12 protein-coding genes and 1 pseudogene are annotated in these 14,949 nt (G+C 72.3%); 6 read left to right on the top strand and 7 right to left on the bottom strand.

Annotated elements, in window-relative coordinates; all coding sequences use genetic code 11:
• Positions 1-4 precede the first annotated feature (4 nt).
• The 4 genes from BX266_RS04150 to BX266_RS04165 form a co-directional block, all read right to left on the bottom strand.
• Positions 5-565: a MobC family plasmid mobilization relaxosome protein gene (locus tag BX266_RS04150; protein WP_099897570.1), complete on the bottom strand. Its 561-nt coding sequence runs from the start codon at positions 563-565 to the stop codon at positions 5-7.
• Between the two features lie 753 nt (positions 566-1,318).
• On the bottom strand, positions 1,319-2,104 hold the full coding sequence (locus BX266_RS39685; protein WP_259464530.1) for a DUF2637 domain-containing protein: 786 nt from the start codon (positions 2,102-2,104) through the stop codon (positions 1,319-1,321).
• Between the two features lie 445 nt (positions 2,105-2,549).
• On the bottom strand, positions 2,550-3,863 hold the full coding sequence (locus BX266_RS04160; RefSeq protein ID WP_099897571.1) for a DUF3631 domain-containing protein: 1,314 nt from the start codon (positions 3,861-3,863) through the stop codon (positions 2,550-2,552).
• Positions 3,864-4,165: 302 nt separating this feature from the next.
• Positions 4,166-4,417 (bottom strand): hypothetical protein, encoded by a 252-nt coding sequence (locus BX266_RS04165; protein ID WP_099897572.1) that lies wholly within the window; start codon positions 4,415-4,417, stop codon positions 4,166-4,168.
• A gap of 768 nt (positions 4,418-5,185) precedes the next feature.
• Here BX266_RS04165 and BX266_RS04170 point away from each other — a divergent pair.
• Positions 5,186-6,761: pseudogene (locus tag BX266_RS04170) on the top strand (tyrosine-type recombinase/integrase).
• 398 nt (positions 6,762-7,159) lie between these two features.
• Entirely contained in the window at positions 7,160-7,366 is a 207-nt protein-coding gene (locus BX266_RS04180) for a DUF6011 domain-containing protein (RefSeq protein ID WP_099897574.1), read from the top strand.
• Between the two features lie 91 nt (positions 7,367-7,457).
• Here the strand turns inward: BX266_RS04180 and BX266_RS04185 are convergent, their stop codons facing one another.
• Positions 7,458-8,255: an adenosylcobinamide amidohydrolase gene (locus tag BX266_RS04185; protein ID WP_259465046.1), complete on the bottom strand. Its 798-nt coding sequence runs from the start codon at positions 8,253-8,255 to the stop codon at positions 7,458-7,460.
• 91 nt (positions 8,256-8,346) lie between these two features.
• Between BX266_RS04185 and BX266_RS04190 the strand changes: the two genes are divergently transcribed.
• The 3 genes from BX266_RS04190 (at position 8,347) to BX266_RS04200 (ending at position 10,144) form a co-directional block, all read left to right on the top strand.
• Entirely contained in the window at positions 8,347-9,015 is a 669-nt protein-coding gene (locus BX266_RS04190) for a TetR/AcrR family transcriptional regulator (protein WP_099907371.1), read from the top strand.
• A 124-nt stretch (positions 9,016-9,139) separates the two neighbouring features.
• A complete protein-coding gene (locus BX266_RS04195) occupies positions 9,140-9,340 on the top strand; it encodes a DUF1918 domain-containing protein (RefSeq protein WP_099897575.1) in 201 nt (66 codons plus the stop codon).
• A gap of 36 nt (positions 9,341-9,376) precedes the next feature.
• Positions 9,377-10,144, top strand: coding sequence for a DedA family protein (locus tag BX266_RS04200; RefSeq protein ID WP_099897576.1), 768 nt, complete (start codon positions 9,377-9,379; stop codon positions 10,142-10,144).
• Positions 10,145-10,208: 64 nt separating this feature from the next.
• Here the strand turns inward: BX266_RS04200 and BX266_RS04205 are convergent, their stop codons facing one another.
• Positions 10,209-10,958, bottom strand: coding sequence for a PIG-L deacetylase family protein (locus BX266_RS04205; RefSeq protein WP_099897577.1), 750 nt, complete (start codon positions 10,956-10,958; stop codon positions 10,209-10,211).
• Positions 10,959-11,048: 90 nt separating this feature from the next.
• Positions 11,049-11,705, bottom strand: coding sequence for an NADPH-dependent F420 reductase (locus BX266_RS04210; RefSeq protein WP_099897578.1), 657 nt, complete (start codon positions 11,703-11,705; stop codon positions 11,049-11,051).
• A gap of 313 nt (positions 11,706-12,018) precedes the next feature.
• Here BX266_RS04210 and BX266_RS04215 point away from each other — a divergent pair, with 313 nt between their 5' ends.
• Positions 12,019-14,937 carry a polysaccharide lyase family 8 super-sandwich domain-containing protein gene (locus BX266_RS04215; RefSeq protein WP_180290374.1) on the top strand — a complete coding sequence of 973 codons (2,919 nt, stop codon included), beginning with the start codon at positions 12,019-12,021 and terminating at the stop codon, positions 14,935-14,937.
• Positions 14,938-14,949: the final 12 nt, after the last annotated feature.

The raw sequence follows: 14,949 nt of genomic DNA on the forward strand, positions 1-14,949 counted from the left end.
GTGTTCAGTCTTCCTGGTTGGCGGGCTGGCGAAGGGCCTCCGCGATCTCGGTGAGCAGGCCGTGCAGTTCGGCGAGGGTGCGGCGGATGTCGACCTGAGGCTCGTATCCGCCGTTGAGGGCTCGGGTGATCTGGTTGACGTTGCTGGCGATACCGCTGATCTGGCGAAGGACGCGGGCGCGGAACTCGTGGATGAGTCGGCGCTCTTCCGCCAGGGGCAGGTCGATGAAGAACCGGCCGGCTATGAAGGCCAGGACCACGTCGGCGGCGAACCCGGACAGACCGCGGTAGCCATTGGCGGTGGCAGCCGCACGCAGTCGAAGTTCTTCCTCGGGTTCGAACCGCAGAGGGCCAACTCGTTCTTCGCGCTTGGTGCCGGTGTAGCGGCGGTTCTTCGGCGCGGCATCATCGGCGGTGCTGTGGTCGGAGGACTCGTCGTCGGTCTCGATCGGGCGGACGTCGGCAAGGATCTGCTGCTGGACGGCAAGGAGCTTGTCCGGGTCGGGGCTACCCTCGGCCCCGACCTCCTGGCCCGGCGCGCGCTCGCGCTGGGCCGCCTCGGCCACCCCTGGGGCGGAGATCCCGCGAGTCCGGCCACGAGTCGGACTCGCGGTACTACTGGCTCCGCCAGGGGCTCGGTTGCCGAACGCCCACTGCCAAAGACCCTTCATGGTATGGGATTTACTCCTCTCCTTCGCGCTCTCGCCGGTGGTGCCGTCGGGGTTGATGAGGATCTCGGAAAACGGCCAGGGCTACTCACGGTTCCCCACTCCGTCTGGTCTTCAACTGACTGGGGAGTTTCAGCGAGCACCACGAGCGTCGTAGGCCGGGGCCGCCCGCTTGTGCAGTGTGTGGGCCGATCCGGGCGGTCAAGGGCGCCTACGGCGGCGCTGCGCGCTGGCCTTCGGCCACCCTGGACAGCCCGTCCCGCCCCTGGATCTGGCTGGCTATCGGGCGGCCCCTCCCGAGCGGCGTCCGTCCGCAGGTCAGCGCGCCGCTGGGTGGGGAATCGCGCGAGCAGGTCTGAGGAACGCGCGAGCGTGAGGTGGGGAAATCCAGGGATCCTCATCAGGGTGATGGGTGTCGGTCACGGGTTGATCTCCTGTAGCAGGGGGTCAAGGTGATGTGATGCGAGCAAGCTTCGAACGCGGCGCACGAACCTATTCGGGCGGCAAGCGGTTCGGCGGAAGAGTGATCCGGTCCATTGGCGGGTCTCGCTGAACACCAGGTGGACATCCGCCAGACCCTTGGCGGTGACGTGGCCGCCCGCCAACGCCGTACGGATCATTGGCGGGCAGCCGTCCCGGATCGGTGGCGTGTCAGGCGGGCAGCGGATGCTCGCGTGCCTGCTCAGGCGTGTGTTCGACGTTCTTGAGCGGAGGCCCAGCTTGCTCGTCCCGCAGGAGCGCTATCAGCTCCGTCCGGCGCTTGCTGCTGATCGGAACCTTGGCGTCGCTGAGAGCCTGCTCGACCACGGCGACGCTGAGGCCGTGTTCGGCGACGATCGGCCGCATCATCTCCACGAGTTGGTCCATGGTCTTCGCCGGTGGACGTCCGGTGCGCTTGCGAAGGACGACTGGCTCTTCGTCTGGGGTCAGGTCGTCTTCCCTGCGCTCTGTGATCGGCATGGGGCTGGGCGGGGTGGGCTGGACTACCAGGGCGGGATTGGGGTTTTCGTGGAGCGGGAGTTCGTCCTCGACAGGCTTCGGTTCGGTGGCGCTGGTGCCGTGGGTGAGGAGGGTGCCGCCGAGGAAGGCGAGGGCGGGCCATCCGGCGACCAGGATCCGCAGCCAGGCAGGGACGCGGTCGAGGTCGAGGAGTCCGGCGGTGGCGACGTTCGCGCCGAGGGAGGCGGTCAGGGCGATGGCGAACCAGGTCCAGGCGGTGCCGGCCGGGCGGTCGGTGGTGCGCAGGGTCCGCATCCGGTTCCAGGCGGCGACGAGCAGCAGGTCGACCGAGACGGGGTAGGCCCAGGCTTTCCAGCCGTGCTGTCCGGCGGCGTCGGCGATGTCGTGGAGGTGGGCGAAGGACAGGGCGCCCGCGATGGCGGCCTGGACGAGGACGGCGTCCGGGCGGAACGTGCGGCGTGGGCGGGTGACGGGCATGCGGAAGGTGGTCCTCGCAGGTGGGGTGGGGGTGGTGTGCGGAAGTGCCGTCTTTGCCGTCTTGCCGTCTCGGTGCCCCTCCCCGAGGCCGCTGGCGGGTGCGGCTTCGGGAGGGGTGTTCAGTTTCGGGACGGTCGCGTCATCCGTCTTGGGACGCGTATCCGTCCCGGTCGGATGGCCTTTGACCTGCGGTTTTACGGCAGGGACGGCTGGGACGGCACAAGACAGATGTGGTTGCCGTCCCGGCCGGGCCCGCCGCTCGCACCCCGTGGCTGGGGCGGCGGCGGGCCGTCGGCGTGCAGGGACGTCTGCCGTCCCGGCAGGGGTTTGATCCGTCTCGGTACGGAGAGCGGTGCCGTCTTGGTGCGGCGTTCCGTCTCGGCGGTAGGTGCGGTGACCTGCGCTGTTACGGCTGGGACGGCAGGGACGGCAACACGGGAGGTAATCAGCCTCTGCTGGTCGTGCTCGTGGCGGCGCTGCTGCCGGTGGTGGGGTGGACGGTGGGGCAGTAGCGTCGCCAGGCGTCGAGGAACTTGTTGCGCAGGTAGCCCTTGCGCTGGGTTCCGTCGGGCATGCGGACGTTGCCGGAGGAGATGCCGAACTCGCGAAGCATCGCGCCGAGGCCGCGCGGGGTCAGCCCGCCCCGGCCGGTCTCGGCCCACGGACCCTCGGGGTCGCCGTTGAGGGTGAACAGCAGCTGGTCGGTGGCGATGCTCTCCGGCTCCCCGGCGGCGTGGAAGACGCGGCGGATGTCGGCGAGGATCCGCGCGCCGCCGGGGTTGTCCTCCTCGGTCTGCACCTCGGCGTCGACCATCCGCCGGCACGCCTGGCGGGCCAGGCGGGGCCAGGGGCCTGCGGCGAGGTCGGCGACGATCACCAGGGGCTCCCAGGTGTCGGCCGCGCGGTCCTCCACCGGCATGCACGGCTCCCAGTTCAGGGCGCGGTCGGCGAGCGGCGCGCTCCAGCGGGCGAGCCGGTCGCGGACGGCGTGCAGGGAGGGGCTGTCGCGCTTGGTGCGGTACGGCGCGACGGACTCGCCCTCGGCGCGGCGGCGCATCCGGACCACGATCGAGCGGTCCATGATCGTGTCGGGCAGGTCGCCGATCCCGGCGATGGCGGCCATGGCGAAGGTGTGGAATTTGCGGGGGGTGTGGTCGTTGCCGACCACCCGCAGCACGTAGCGGTCGCGCTGGTGCCCGGCGTTCAGCAGGCCGCGCATCTCCTCGTTCTTCTCGGCCATCTTCGGGCTGCCGAAGATGGTGTCCGCCTCGTCGACCAGCAGGGTCGGCGGTTCTTCGGTGATCGAGCGGAACACCGCCGCCGGGGTCGAGTTCACTGTCAGCACCGGCTGGTGGACGGTCTCGGTCAGCACGTCCAGCAGGCGGGACTTGCCGCACCGCTTCGCCGGGCCGACCACCGCCAGGCACGGGGCGTGCTGCCACGAGCCCTGCAGGTGGGTCGCCGCCACCCACAGCGTCACGGCGTCCAGGGCCTGCTCGGACGGCAGGATCACGAACCTGGCGATCACCTCCTTCAGCTGCCCGAGCACCTCGGAGCCCTCGCCGGCCTCGGCGTCCGGCATCGCGTCGACCCAGTCCACGGTGGCGAATGTGGCGGTCTCCGTCTCGACGGACTCCTGTCCACAGGCTGTGGACGCCCCGGGCCGAAGGGCGTCCTGGTGGGCTCCGGGCTTGGCGACGGGCGGCCAGCCGGGCGTGGAAGGGGCTGCCCTGTCGGGCTGGGGGGACGTAGAGTTCATGCTGAAGCTCCAGACTGGGGCGCGGGACCTGGTCCGTCGCGCGCCGCCGATGAAGGTCGTGGATAGGGACTTCGCCAGGCCCTCGGTGTTCGCAGCACCGGGGGCCTTCGTGCGCCCGGAGCGGGTGGGCACGGAAGGCCGAGCCCACCCAACTCGAAGGATCTGCAAGCACGTTGGCGGTGGCTCCCGGCGGCCTGTGCCGCCGGGGAAGCACGAACCTACGCAGACGCACCCGGAAGATCCACTGCTGGCGGGCAAGTCCGCCCACGGCAGACAGGCTTGTCGAACGGGCTCTCGCCAAGTCAAGCTGCATCTGCCGCCACCCCCTCCCCCACCGCCGCGTCGATGCCGAGCAGGCGCAGGAGGTCCGCCGTGATCACGCGGTACTTCTTGCCCAGCCGGAGCACTCGGCAGGGGTAGTCGCCGAGGCGGGCCAGCTCGTAGCCCTTGCTCCGCCCCAGCCCGATGGCGCGGTTGGCGGTGTCGAGATCGATGGCCGCCGGCAGCGCGAGCAGCTCGGCCCGACCCATCCCCTGAACCACCACCGACGGCATGTCAGTTCGCACATGAACTCCAAATCCGAGACTTCCCCACCACGGTGGGGCGCGGCCCGGTGCCGCGATGGAGAGAAGCTTTCCAGTGGCTAATGTGTCGATATGACACAACACCGCGAGCAACACTGGTCCACCGACGACGAAGAAGCGCCCGAGTGGCACGAACGGATCACCAAGGACGTGATCCAAGCAATCACCCGCAGGAGGAAGGACCTTGGACTGTCCGCGCAGGACGTGGCCGACGCAACAGGCGACTTGGGCTACAAGATCCCCCGGAACGTCATGGCCAACTGGGAGTCCGGCAGGCGCAAGACGATCACGATTCCGGAGCTGATCGTCGTAGCCGAGGCTCTGGACATCGCACCGGTCGAGCTGCTCTTCTCCCCCGCCCTGGGCGGCAGGTTCGACTACCTGCCGGAGATGCTCAGCGACCGCTGGTCAGCACTCACCCACTTCACCGGCGAGGCCCGCCACTCGCTCGAGATGTACCGGCTCCGCCTCTACCGGGAGCACGAACGGATTTGGCAGGAGCTCCGAGAGGAGCACCACGACGCGTTCCAGCTGGAATTCCGACCGTTCCGAGAGAACTGGCCTCCCGGCTCACAGGAAAAACTCGACGCTTTCGTCGCGGCCGTCCGCGAACGGCTTCAACCCGTCAGGGCACACCTGCGCGAGATCGGTCTGGAAGTCCCGCACCTCGCGTCGAATCTCGACTTCCTCGACGCCGAACTCCCCCCCGCTGAACACCGATACCGACCCGGAGGACGAATGAAGGGTTCCACCTACCACCGCTGCTACTGCCGCGACGCCGCCACGGGCAAGCCGCTCGGCAAGGCGTGCCCGAAGCTCGGCAGCCGCAAGCACGGCGCCTACTCCATCCGCCAAGAACTGCCCAACGCCGAGGACGGCACCCGCCGTTCGTTCAACCGCTCCGGCTACGCGACGCTCAAGGAAGCCCAGGCCGACCTCGACCACGTCCTCGGCGTCGCCCTCGGCAAGGACGACGCCGAGGACCTGGCCCTGATCGCCGATCTCCTGGTGAAGGTCGCCGACGAGAAGGTCCAGCTGCCCGACATCGAGGAGACCCGCAACCGCCTGAAGACCGGTCAGGACCTCTCCACCCGCGTCACCGTGGGCGAGTGGCTCGACACCTGGCTGGCCGGCAAGAAGATCCGCAAGTCCGGCCTCACCCGCTACGAGTGCGACGTCCGGATCCACCTCAAGCCCCGTATCGGGCACATCCACGTCGACCGGCTGCGGGTGAGCACGCTCGCCGAGATGTTCACGGCCATCGCCGACGCCAACGAGGAGATCCTGGAGAACAACGCCCTGCGGCACGCGCTGAAGGCCGAGCTGGCCACGGTCCCTAACAAGGGCGCGGAGAACCGCGCCCGCCGCAAGGCCCTGCACGCCGAGCTGGCCGGGATGCCGCCCTTCCGGCGCACGACCGGCGCGGCCACCCCCCAGCGCATCCGGGCCACGCTCCGGACCGCCCTGAACGCCGCGATCCCCGAGGGCCTGATCACCCTCAACCCGGCCGCCCACGTCAAGCTCGACCCGGCCACCAAGCCGAAGGGCCTGGTGTGGACGCCCGAGCGGGTCGCGCAGTGGCGGGAGACCGGCGTGAAGCCCTCTCCGGTGATGGTCTGGACGCCGCAGCAGACCGGCGCGTTCCTCGACTCCGTGGCCGACGACCGCCTGTACGCGATGTGGCACGTGATCGCCTTCCGCGGCCTTCGCCGGGGCGAGGCGTGCGGGCAGCTGTGGTCCGAGACCAACCTAGACGACAGCTCGCTGACGGTGACGACCCAGCTCGTGCAGGACGGCTGGGAGGTCGAGGAGTCCGACCCCAAGACCGACGGGAGCTTCCGGACCGTGGCGCTCGACGACGACACGGTGGCCGTCCTCCGGCGTCACCGCGAGCAGCAGCGGAAGGAACGGGCTGACTGGGGACCGGCCTGGAAGGACACCGGCCGGGTCTTCACCAACGAGGACGGCTCCTGGCTCCACCCCAGGAAGGTCACCGAGATGTTCGCGCGACTGATCACCGCGTCCGGGCTGCCGCCGATCCGCCTGCACGACCTCCGCCACGGCGCGGCGACGCTCGCCCTCGCCGGCGGGGTGGACATGAAGGTGGTGTCCGAGATGCTCGGCCACTCCTCCATCAAGATCACGTCTGCCCGAGATCGCCAAGGGCGCGGCCGAGGCCGCCGCGCGGCTCGTCCCCCTCCAGCGGAAGACCGAGGCCGAGGCCCGCACCAAGGCCGCGGCCGAAGCCGAGAAGGCCGAGCGGAAGGCCGCGAAGAGGAAGGCGAAGACCAAGGCCAAGAAGACCAAGGTCTGACCGGAGATCGACACCGGCGCTCACGCATCGCTCACTCAGGCGATCCCGTAGCGCCCCGCCGAAGCCTGCCCGCACGCCCGGAAACAGCAAAAGGCCCAGGTCAGCGGCTATCTGACCTGGGCCTTCTCTGAGCCGCCTATGGGATTCGAACCCATGACCTACGCATTACGAGCGCGAAGGTGGCGTCCAGGGCCACCCAGTACAGCGCCTCGTCCAGCTCCCGGGTGGTGCGGTGCTGGAGCTCGCGGCCGCGCTCGGTCACGATCCAGAGGACCTCGCCGTCGCGGACCTCGATGTGCGGGTAGCCGGGCGCGCCGCTCGCCCGACCGGCCCACCGCGCCGGGGAGAAACGGCACCCCCGCCGCGCGACGGCACCGCCCCGGTGATGAACTGGGACGGTGAGCAACGACCAGCAGACCGCCGAACCGCCGCTCCCCGGGACGGCCGTCGACCGCCGCCCCGCGCCGGACGTCCGCTGCCGCCGCTGCCACCGCCCCCTGCGCGCCCCGGAGTCCCGGTGGGAGAAACTCGGCCGCCACTGCGCCGACGCCCCCGACCGCACCCGCGTCTACACCATCGACCAGGACTGCCTGCCCGGCACCTGACGTCCCCTCCGATCCGGCCGTCCGATCCACCACCGCGGGCCTCCACCGGCCTCCACCGGCCGAGTCCTGTCGGCCCCCGGGAGGCTGGAGCTCACACCGTCGAGCCCGGCCCGTAACAGGACCCTTCGGCAAGCGAATTGACGGCCAGGACGTCGGCCGATCCGCAGTCGGGGCCGGTGGTCGGGTGCAGGGGCGGCCCGTCGAAGCCGGCGCGGCGCCGACGGTCGGTCAGGGCGCCCTCGTGCACGGCGCGGTGGACGGCCCGGGCCAGCCGCGAGCCCCAGTGCGAGCGTGGGCCGCCGAACGGCTCGGCCGGCTGCCCGGCGGTGGGGGTGCGGACGGCGATGCAGACCGCGTCGGACGGGGTGCCGGAGCAGTCGTGGCCCGCGTCCAGCAGCGCCTGCACCTTCGCCTCGGTGGCGGTGGCCAGCAGGTTGACCAGTCCGGCGTCCGCGACCGGCGCGGGGACCACCGCCAGGACGTTGATGGTCCCCGGCGTGTACGGCGCGAGCGGCACCTCGGGGGCGGCGGCCCAGGTCGGGACGCCGATGCCGGTGGTGACCAGCGCGGTGACGCCGCCGTCCTGCGCGGAGGTGCAGGCGTCCACCTCGGCGGCCGTCATCAGACCCACGCCCGGGCCCACCAGGTCCTGCGCGGCGGCGAGTTCGCGCAGGTGCGCCTCCGGGTCCATCCGGCCGTACCCGGCCCGGACCTGCGCGTTGAGCACCCAGTGGCGCTCGCCCAGGCCGCCGCCGAGCACGCCGGAGCTGACCATCCGCCAGCCGGGACCGGCCCGCCACACCAGCAGGTGCCGGCACGCGCCGTCCTCGATCCGCCCGGCCCGCTGCACCGTCACCACCGTCCCCGGCAGCCCGCCCACGCCCGTCACCTCCGCCGCCACGATCTTCGCCGAGCCACCCAATCACACCGTGCGGAGCGGGATTCGCCCCGGCCCGCGCCGATGCGGCAGAGTGTTCGCCATGACGCCGCAGCCCCCAGCGCCCGCCCCCGCCTCCCGCGCCCCGGCGGCCGGAACGCGCCGCCGGCCGGTGCAGCAGCGCAGCCAGGAGCGGTACGAGCGGCTGCTGGACGCCTGCGCGGGGCTGCTGGACGAGGTCGGCACCGCGGGACTGACCACCAAGGAGGTGGCGCTGCGCGCCGAGGTGCCGATCGGCACCCTGTACCAGTTCTTCGCCGGCAAGGAAGGCCTGCTGGCCGCACTCGCCGAACGCAACCTGGCCCGCTTCCTGGACGCCCTGGCCCGCCGGGTCGCCGCCGCCGGCTCGCCCGGGGTCGCCGAGTTCACCGACCTCGCGGTCGAGGAGTTCGTGGCGATGAAGCGCAGCGTCCCCGGCTTCGGCCACCTCGACTTCGGCCTGGTCGACACCGTGCCCGCCGAGGTCGACGAGCTGCACCTGCTGGACGCCGAACTGGACAACAACGCGGCGGTCGCGATCCGGCTGCGCACCATCGGCGGCGAGCTGTTCGCCGCGCCCGGGTACGCGCTGGCGCTGCGGGTCGCGATGGAGTGCGCCGACGCGGTGCTGAAGCTGGCGTTCCGCGCCGACCCGGACGGCGACCCGGCGCTGATCGGCGAGTGCAAGCGACTGGTGCGCAGCTACCTCGCCGAGGCGCCCGCCGCGGGCTGACCGTCGGGCGACACGCCGACCGGTTCCGCCATTGCACCGCCCGGTGGGCCGCCGCACAGTGGAATCAGGAGAGCCGACCAGTCCCACCGGTCCGCAGCAGCAGCCAGCAGCACCAGGAGCACCGATGCAAGCCACAGTGGGAGACCACGTCCACATGTTCAGCAGGTCGGTCGGCATGACCGACCGCAAGGGCGAGATCGTCGAGGTGCGCGGCACCGACGGCGAACCGCCGTACCTGGTCCGTTTCGAGGACGGCCACAGCGGCCTCGTCTACCCCGGCCCCGACTGCATCGTCGAGCACCGTCTCGGCGAGGAGCAGCGCTGATCCCGGGCCACGGCCCGGTGGGAGGAGCAACCGTCCTTGGCCCCGCCCCTGCCGGGCCCACTGGCCCACCTCGCCCCGCTCCTCGACGACTACGGGTACCTCGCCGTCGGGGTGCTGGTGTTCCTCGACAACTGCGTGATCCCGGTGCCCGGCCAGACCATCCTGGTGCTGGCCGCGGTGTACGCGGGCGCGGGGCAGCTCTCACTGCCCGCCCTGCTGGTCGTCGCGGTGCTCGCGGCGATCGCCGGTGACGCGCTCGCGTACGTGATCGGCCGCACCGGCGGCCTGGCCTTCGTGCACCGCTGGGGGCGCTACGTCCGGCTCACTCCGGAGCGGATGGACCGCGCCGAGTCGTTCTTCCGCCGGCGCGGCGGGCTGGTGGTCACCGGCGCCCGGTTCGTCGACGGCCTGCGGCAGACCAACGGCCTGGTGGCGGGCACCACCGAGATGCCGTGGCGGCGGTTCATGGTGGCCAACGCGGTGGGCGCCGTGCTGTGGGCGGGCGTCTGGACGGCGGTCGGCTACTTCGCGGGCAGCAACATCGACACCCTGTACCGCCAGGCCGTCCGCTACCAGGTGCTGCTGTTCGCCGTGGTGGCGGCGCTGGTGCTGGTGCTCGCCGTCCGGGCCTGGCTGCGCCGCCGCCGTCGCCCGCCGAAGGACCCGGCCGCGAAGATCCCGCACCAGGACGACGGCGTCCCCGCACCGGAGCCCGGCCGCCCCGATCCCGGCCGCCCCGATCCCGGCCGCCCCGATCCCGGCCGCCCCGATCCCGGCCGCCCCGACGAGAACGACCAGCGCTGAACGGCGCGGGGCCCGTCCGCCGGTGCTGACGGCCCGTCACCGCACCGCCGGCAGCACCGGAACCTCACCGGAAGTTGATCACCTCGAAGGAGGCCGCGTAGCGGGTGCCCAGGCGGGCGCCGGCGGCGCGGCCCATCGACTCCAGGAATTCGGCGGCGTTGGCCATGTCCCCGCCGAGCCCGTCCAGGTAGGCGCGGTGGGCCTCCAGCGAGGCGACGCCGGCGGCGAAGGTGTCGGTGGTGTCCACGGCGTGCCAGCCGTCCGGGGAGCCGGCCGCCCAGAGCTGCCGGACGCCGTTCCACGGCTGGTGGCCCTCGCTGGTGAGCTCGCGGAACACCCAGCGGTTGCCGGCGTCGCGGACGGCGTCCAGGGTGGCCCGGCCGACGGCGATGTGGTCGGCCTGGTTGGGGAACACTCCGCCGTAGGTGTCGCGGAAGTTGGTGGTGACGACGATGTCGGGGCGGTGCCGGCGGATCGCGCGGGCCAGGTCGCGGCGCAGCGGCAGTCCGTACTCCAGGATGCCGTCGGGGTAGCCGAGGAACTCGACGGTGTCCACGCCCACCACGGCCGCGGACTCGACCTGTTCGCGTTCGCGGACCGGCCGGCACTGCTCGGGTTCCATGCCGTCGATGCCGGCCTCGCCGCTGGTGACCATCAGGTAGCTGATCCGCTTGCCCTGGCCGGTCCAGCGGGCGACGGCGGCGGCCGCGCCGTACTCCATGTCGTCGGGGTGGGCGACCACGCAGAGTGCGCTGTTCCAGTCCTCGTCGAGCGGCTGGTACGGGGGCGGGGCCTGCTCGGTGGAGTTGCTCATGGTGCTGCCTCTCGCTTCCTCGGGGCCCCGCCCCGCGGGGTTCCGTGCGTCGTGCCTGGTGCGTCGTGCGTGCTGCCTGGTGCGGGGTGCTCAGCCCGCGGTGCGGATCGAGTAGTTGAAGTCGGTGTGGCCGTAGTGGCGCATCAGCCGCAGCCAGAACGGCATCAGCATCTCCACCGCGCGGGCGGCGTCGATGCCGCCAAGGTCGAGGATGTCCTCGGCGGGCCAGCCGAACTCCACCAGCAGGGCCTTGACCTGGGCCTTGGCCTCGTCGTCCTGGCCGGCCAGGAACAGCTGGTGCGGTCCGGGGACGCGACCGGGGTCGACCATGACCTCGTTGTTGACGGTGTTCAGCGTCTTGACGACCTTGGTGTCCGGCAGGGCGCGCTGCAGGCGCTCGCCGACGCTGTCGTCGTTGACCGGGTCCAGGGTGACCTGGCCGTCCGGGGAGAACACCAGCGGGTTGGACACGTCGATCAGGGTCTTCCCGGCCAGCCGCTCGGGCCCGGCCAGTTCGACCGCGGAGAGCGACACGGTGCCGCTGGTGGCGTTGATGACGAGCTCGCCGAACTCGGCGGCGTCCGCGAAAGTGCCGGCGTGGCCGCCGGGGCCCGAGCGCTCCGCCCAGTCGTTGGCGGCGGCGTTGTCCTTGGTGCGCGAGCCGAGGGTGACCTCGTGCCCGAGCGAGATCAGCTTGGTCGCCAGCGTCTGGCCGACCGTTCCGGTGCCGATGATTCCGATCCGCATTGTTGTTGCTCCGTCCCCGCGTCAGATCGACAAGCCGAACGCACCCTATCCGAGGGTTCCCTGACGGGCGGTCAACTCATGGGGGTCCTAGGACGAAGGTCCGTGCCGCATCCCTCCACGGTAGCTCCGCCCCGGCGGTCCCGCCGGGTCTCGCGGCGGAGGCTCCGCGCCCGGCGGGAAAGCGCTTGCCGAACCTGCCGTCCAACCCGTTGACGCCAGCTCCGGAAAGCGCTTACCGTCGGCACCCGGAAAGCGCTTTCCCCACTCGCCCCACTCCTCCCCCACCCCGCTGCTCTCCCCCCTCGGAGGCGTCGTGTCCCTGCCCGACCTGTCCCGTCGCCGGCTGCTCCAGGCCACCACCGCCGGCGCGCTCACCCTCGCCGTCGGCGCCCAGGCCGTCACCGCGAGCGCCGCGGCGGCGGCCACCGCCGACCCGTACGACGCGCTGCGGCTGCGCTGGCTGGCGCTGCTCACCGGCACCGGGTTCGACCCGGCGGCGGAGCCGTTCGCCACCGCGCTGCGCGGGCTGGGCGACCGGGCACGGGCGCAGCAGCAGACGATGGCCCCGGCGGCGGGGTCGCTCTGGCCGGACCTGCCGCTGGGGTCGGTGTCGGCGAACATCACCGGCAGTTTCGTGCGGCTGCGGACCATGGCGCTGGCCTGGGCGCAGCCGGGGACGGGTCTGACGGGTGACGCCGCGCTGGGTGCGGCGGTGGGTACGGGCCTGGACCATCTGGTGGCGACGGCGTACACGGCGACCGCGACGGCGTACGACAACTGGTGGGACTGGCAGATCGGTTCGCCGCAGGCGCTGCTGGACGCCGCGGTGCTGGCCTTCCCGCTGCTGACGGCGACCCAGTTGGCGTCCTACGGTGCGGCGGTGGACCGGTCGGTGCCGGATTCCCGGGTGGCGGCGTACTCGGGGACGAGCACGGGCGCGAACCGGGTGGACCTGTGCCGGGTGCTGGCGCTGCGCGGGGTGCTGGGCCGGAGTTCGGCGAAGCTGGCGACGGCGGCGGGGGCGCTGTCGCCGGTGTTCCCGTTCGTGCTGACGGGTGACGGGCTGTACCCGGACGGGTCCTTCGTGCAGCACACCTGGGTGCCGTACACGGGCTCGTACGGGGAGGTGCTGCTGGGCGGGTTGAGCCGGTTGTTCGCGCTGTTGGCGGGGTCGGCGTGGGAGGTGGTGGATCCGCAGCGGCAGAACGTGTTCGACGCGGTCGATTCGGCGTACGCGCCGTTCCTGTTCAACGGGTTGGTGATGGACGCGGTGAGCGGCCGGGCGATCAGCCGGGGGCTGCAGCGTTCGGACCTGCTGCACCTGCAGCAGGACGACCACGGGCGCGGCCACACGATCATCGGCCACATCCTGCGGCTGGCGGAGTCGGGGGCGGCTCCGGCGGGGCAGTCGGCGGCGTGGCGGGCGGCGGTGAAGGGCTGGATCGCCCGGGACTACTACCGCCCGTACCTGTCGGACGCGGCTGTGGACGTGCCGGAACTGGCCCGGGCGCAGGGCCTGTTGGCGGACGGCGCGGTGACGGCGGCGCCGGAGCCGGTGGGGGCGCGGGTGTTCGCGATGGACCGGGCGGTGGTGCGCCGGGCGGGCTGGGCGGCGGCGGTGTCGATGTGTTCGGCGCGCACCACGTTCTACGAGACCGGCAACGGGGAGAACCTGCGTGGCTGGCACACCAACAGCGGTCTGCTGTCCTGGTGGAACGCCACCACGGGCAACGGGCAGTACGCGGACGCGTTCTGGCCGACGGTGAACCCGTACCGGCTGCCGGGCACCACGGTGTCCACCAAGGCGCTGGCGGACGCGGCGGGCGGCGCATGGGGCACGGCCCGCCCGGACAGCGTGTGGGCGGGCGGGGCGAGCGACGGCACGTACGCGGCGCTGGGCCAGGCGGTGCGCGGGCTGTCCTCGACCTTGACGGGCTGGAAGTCCTGGTTCCTGCTGGACGATTCGGTGGTCTGCCTGGGCGCGGGGCTGAGCTGCGCCGACGGGGTGCCGGTCGAGACGGTGGTGGACAACCGGAACCTGGGCGCGTCGGGGACCCACGCACTGACGGTGGACGGGGTGGTGCAGCCCGCCACCTTGGGCTGGTCGCAGCAGTTCACCGGGGCGCGGTCGATCGCGCTGGCGGGTTTCGGCGGGTACGTGTTCCCGGGCGGCGCGACCGTGCGGGCGCTGCGCGAGGCCCGGAGCGGCAGTTGGCACGACGTCAACTTCGGCGGCACGACGGACGTGTTGACCCGCCGGTACCTGACGCTCTGGTTCGATCACGGCACCGACCCGTCGGGTGCCTCGTACGCGTACCTGCTGCTGCCGGGCGCGGACGCCGCCACGACGGCCGCCCGGGCGGCGTCGCCGACCGTCACGGTGCTCGCCAACTCGGCTTCGGTGCAGGCGGTTTCGGATGCGGCTTCGGGAGTGACGGCGGCGAACTTCCGGGTGGCGGGCAGTGTCGGCGGGATCACCGTGTCGGCGCCCTGCTCGGTGCTGGTGCGGGAGAGCGGGGGCGTGCTGACCGTGGCGGTGGCCGACCCGTCGCGCACGGCGGCCGTCGTGCAGGTGACGGTGGACCGGCCGGGGTACGTGTCGGCCGATGCCGCGGCCGGTGTGAGCGTGCTGGCGGCGGGCCCGTCGGTGCGGCTGCTGGCGGAGCTCGGCGGGACCCAGGGGGCGAGCCGCACGGTGACGCTGCGTCGGTCCGGGTCGGCGGCGGCTGCGAGCGCGGTGCTGCTGGCGCCCGTCCAGGACACGTATCTGCGGGACGGCTCGTACGCCGACGCCAACTACGGGACGGCGACGGTGCTGACGGTGAAGAACACGAACACCGCCGGCTCCGGCTATTCGCGGCGGGCACTGCTGGGCTTCGACACCTCGCAGGTGGCGGGACCGGTGCGGCGGGCGGTGCTGTGGGTGCACGGGGCGGTGGCGGACTCGGGCGGCACGGAGACCGACCTGCAGGCGTTCGCCACCGCGGCGGACGCCTGGCAGGAGACCGCCGCCACCTGGAACCGCTCCCCCGCGCCGGGCGCGGCCCTGGGCGCCGGCCGGATCTCCACCGCCGCGGACTGGGTGGCGCTGGACGTGACGGCGGCGGTCTCCGCGTCCTCGCTGCTGACCTTGACGGTCGGTCAGTCGGCCGGCCGGGTGGGCCTGGCGGTGAACCTGAACAGCCGGGAGAACCCGGCGTTCCCGCCGGTGCTGCAGGTGGTCACGGACTGAGCGCCGCCGCGC

Source organism: Streptomyces sp. TLI_171 (assembly GCF_003610255.1).
Lineage (GTDB): Bacteria > Actinomycetota > Actinomycetes > Streptomycetales > Streptomycetaceae > Kitasatospora.

Coding starts and splice junctions, on each gene's coding strand:
- BX266_RS39685 (WP_259464530.1), bottom strand. CDS start 2,104: ATGCCCGTCACCCGCCCACGCCGCACGTTCCGCCCGGACGCCGTCCTC.
- BX266_RS04160 (WP_099897571.1), bottom strand. CDS start 3,863: ATGAACTCTACGTCCCCCCAGCCCGACAGGGCAGCCCCTTCCACGCCC.
- BX266_RS04165 (WP_099897572.1), bottom strand. CDS start 4,417: ATGCCGTCGGTGGTGGTTCAGGGGATGGGTCGGGCCGAGCTGCTCGCG.
- BX266_RS04190 (WP_099907371.1), top strand. CDS start 8,347: ATGACGCCGCAGCCCCCAGCGCCCGCCCCCGCCTCCCGCGCCCCGGCG.
- BX266_RS04195 (WP_099897575.1), top strand. CDS start 9,140: ATGCAAGCCACAGTGGGAGACCACGTCCACATGTTCAGCAGGTCGGTC.
- BX266_RS04205 (WP_099897577.1), bottom strand. CDS start 10,958: ATGAGCAACTCCACCGAGCAGGCCCCGCCCCCGTACCAGCCGCTCGAC.
- BX266_RS04210 (WP_099897578.1), bottom strand. CDS start 11,705: ATGCGGATCGGAATCATCGGCACCGGAACGGTCGGCCAGACGCTGGCG.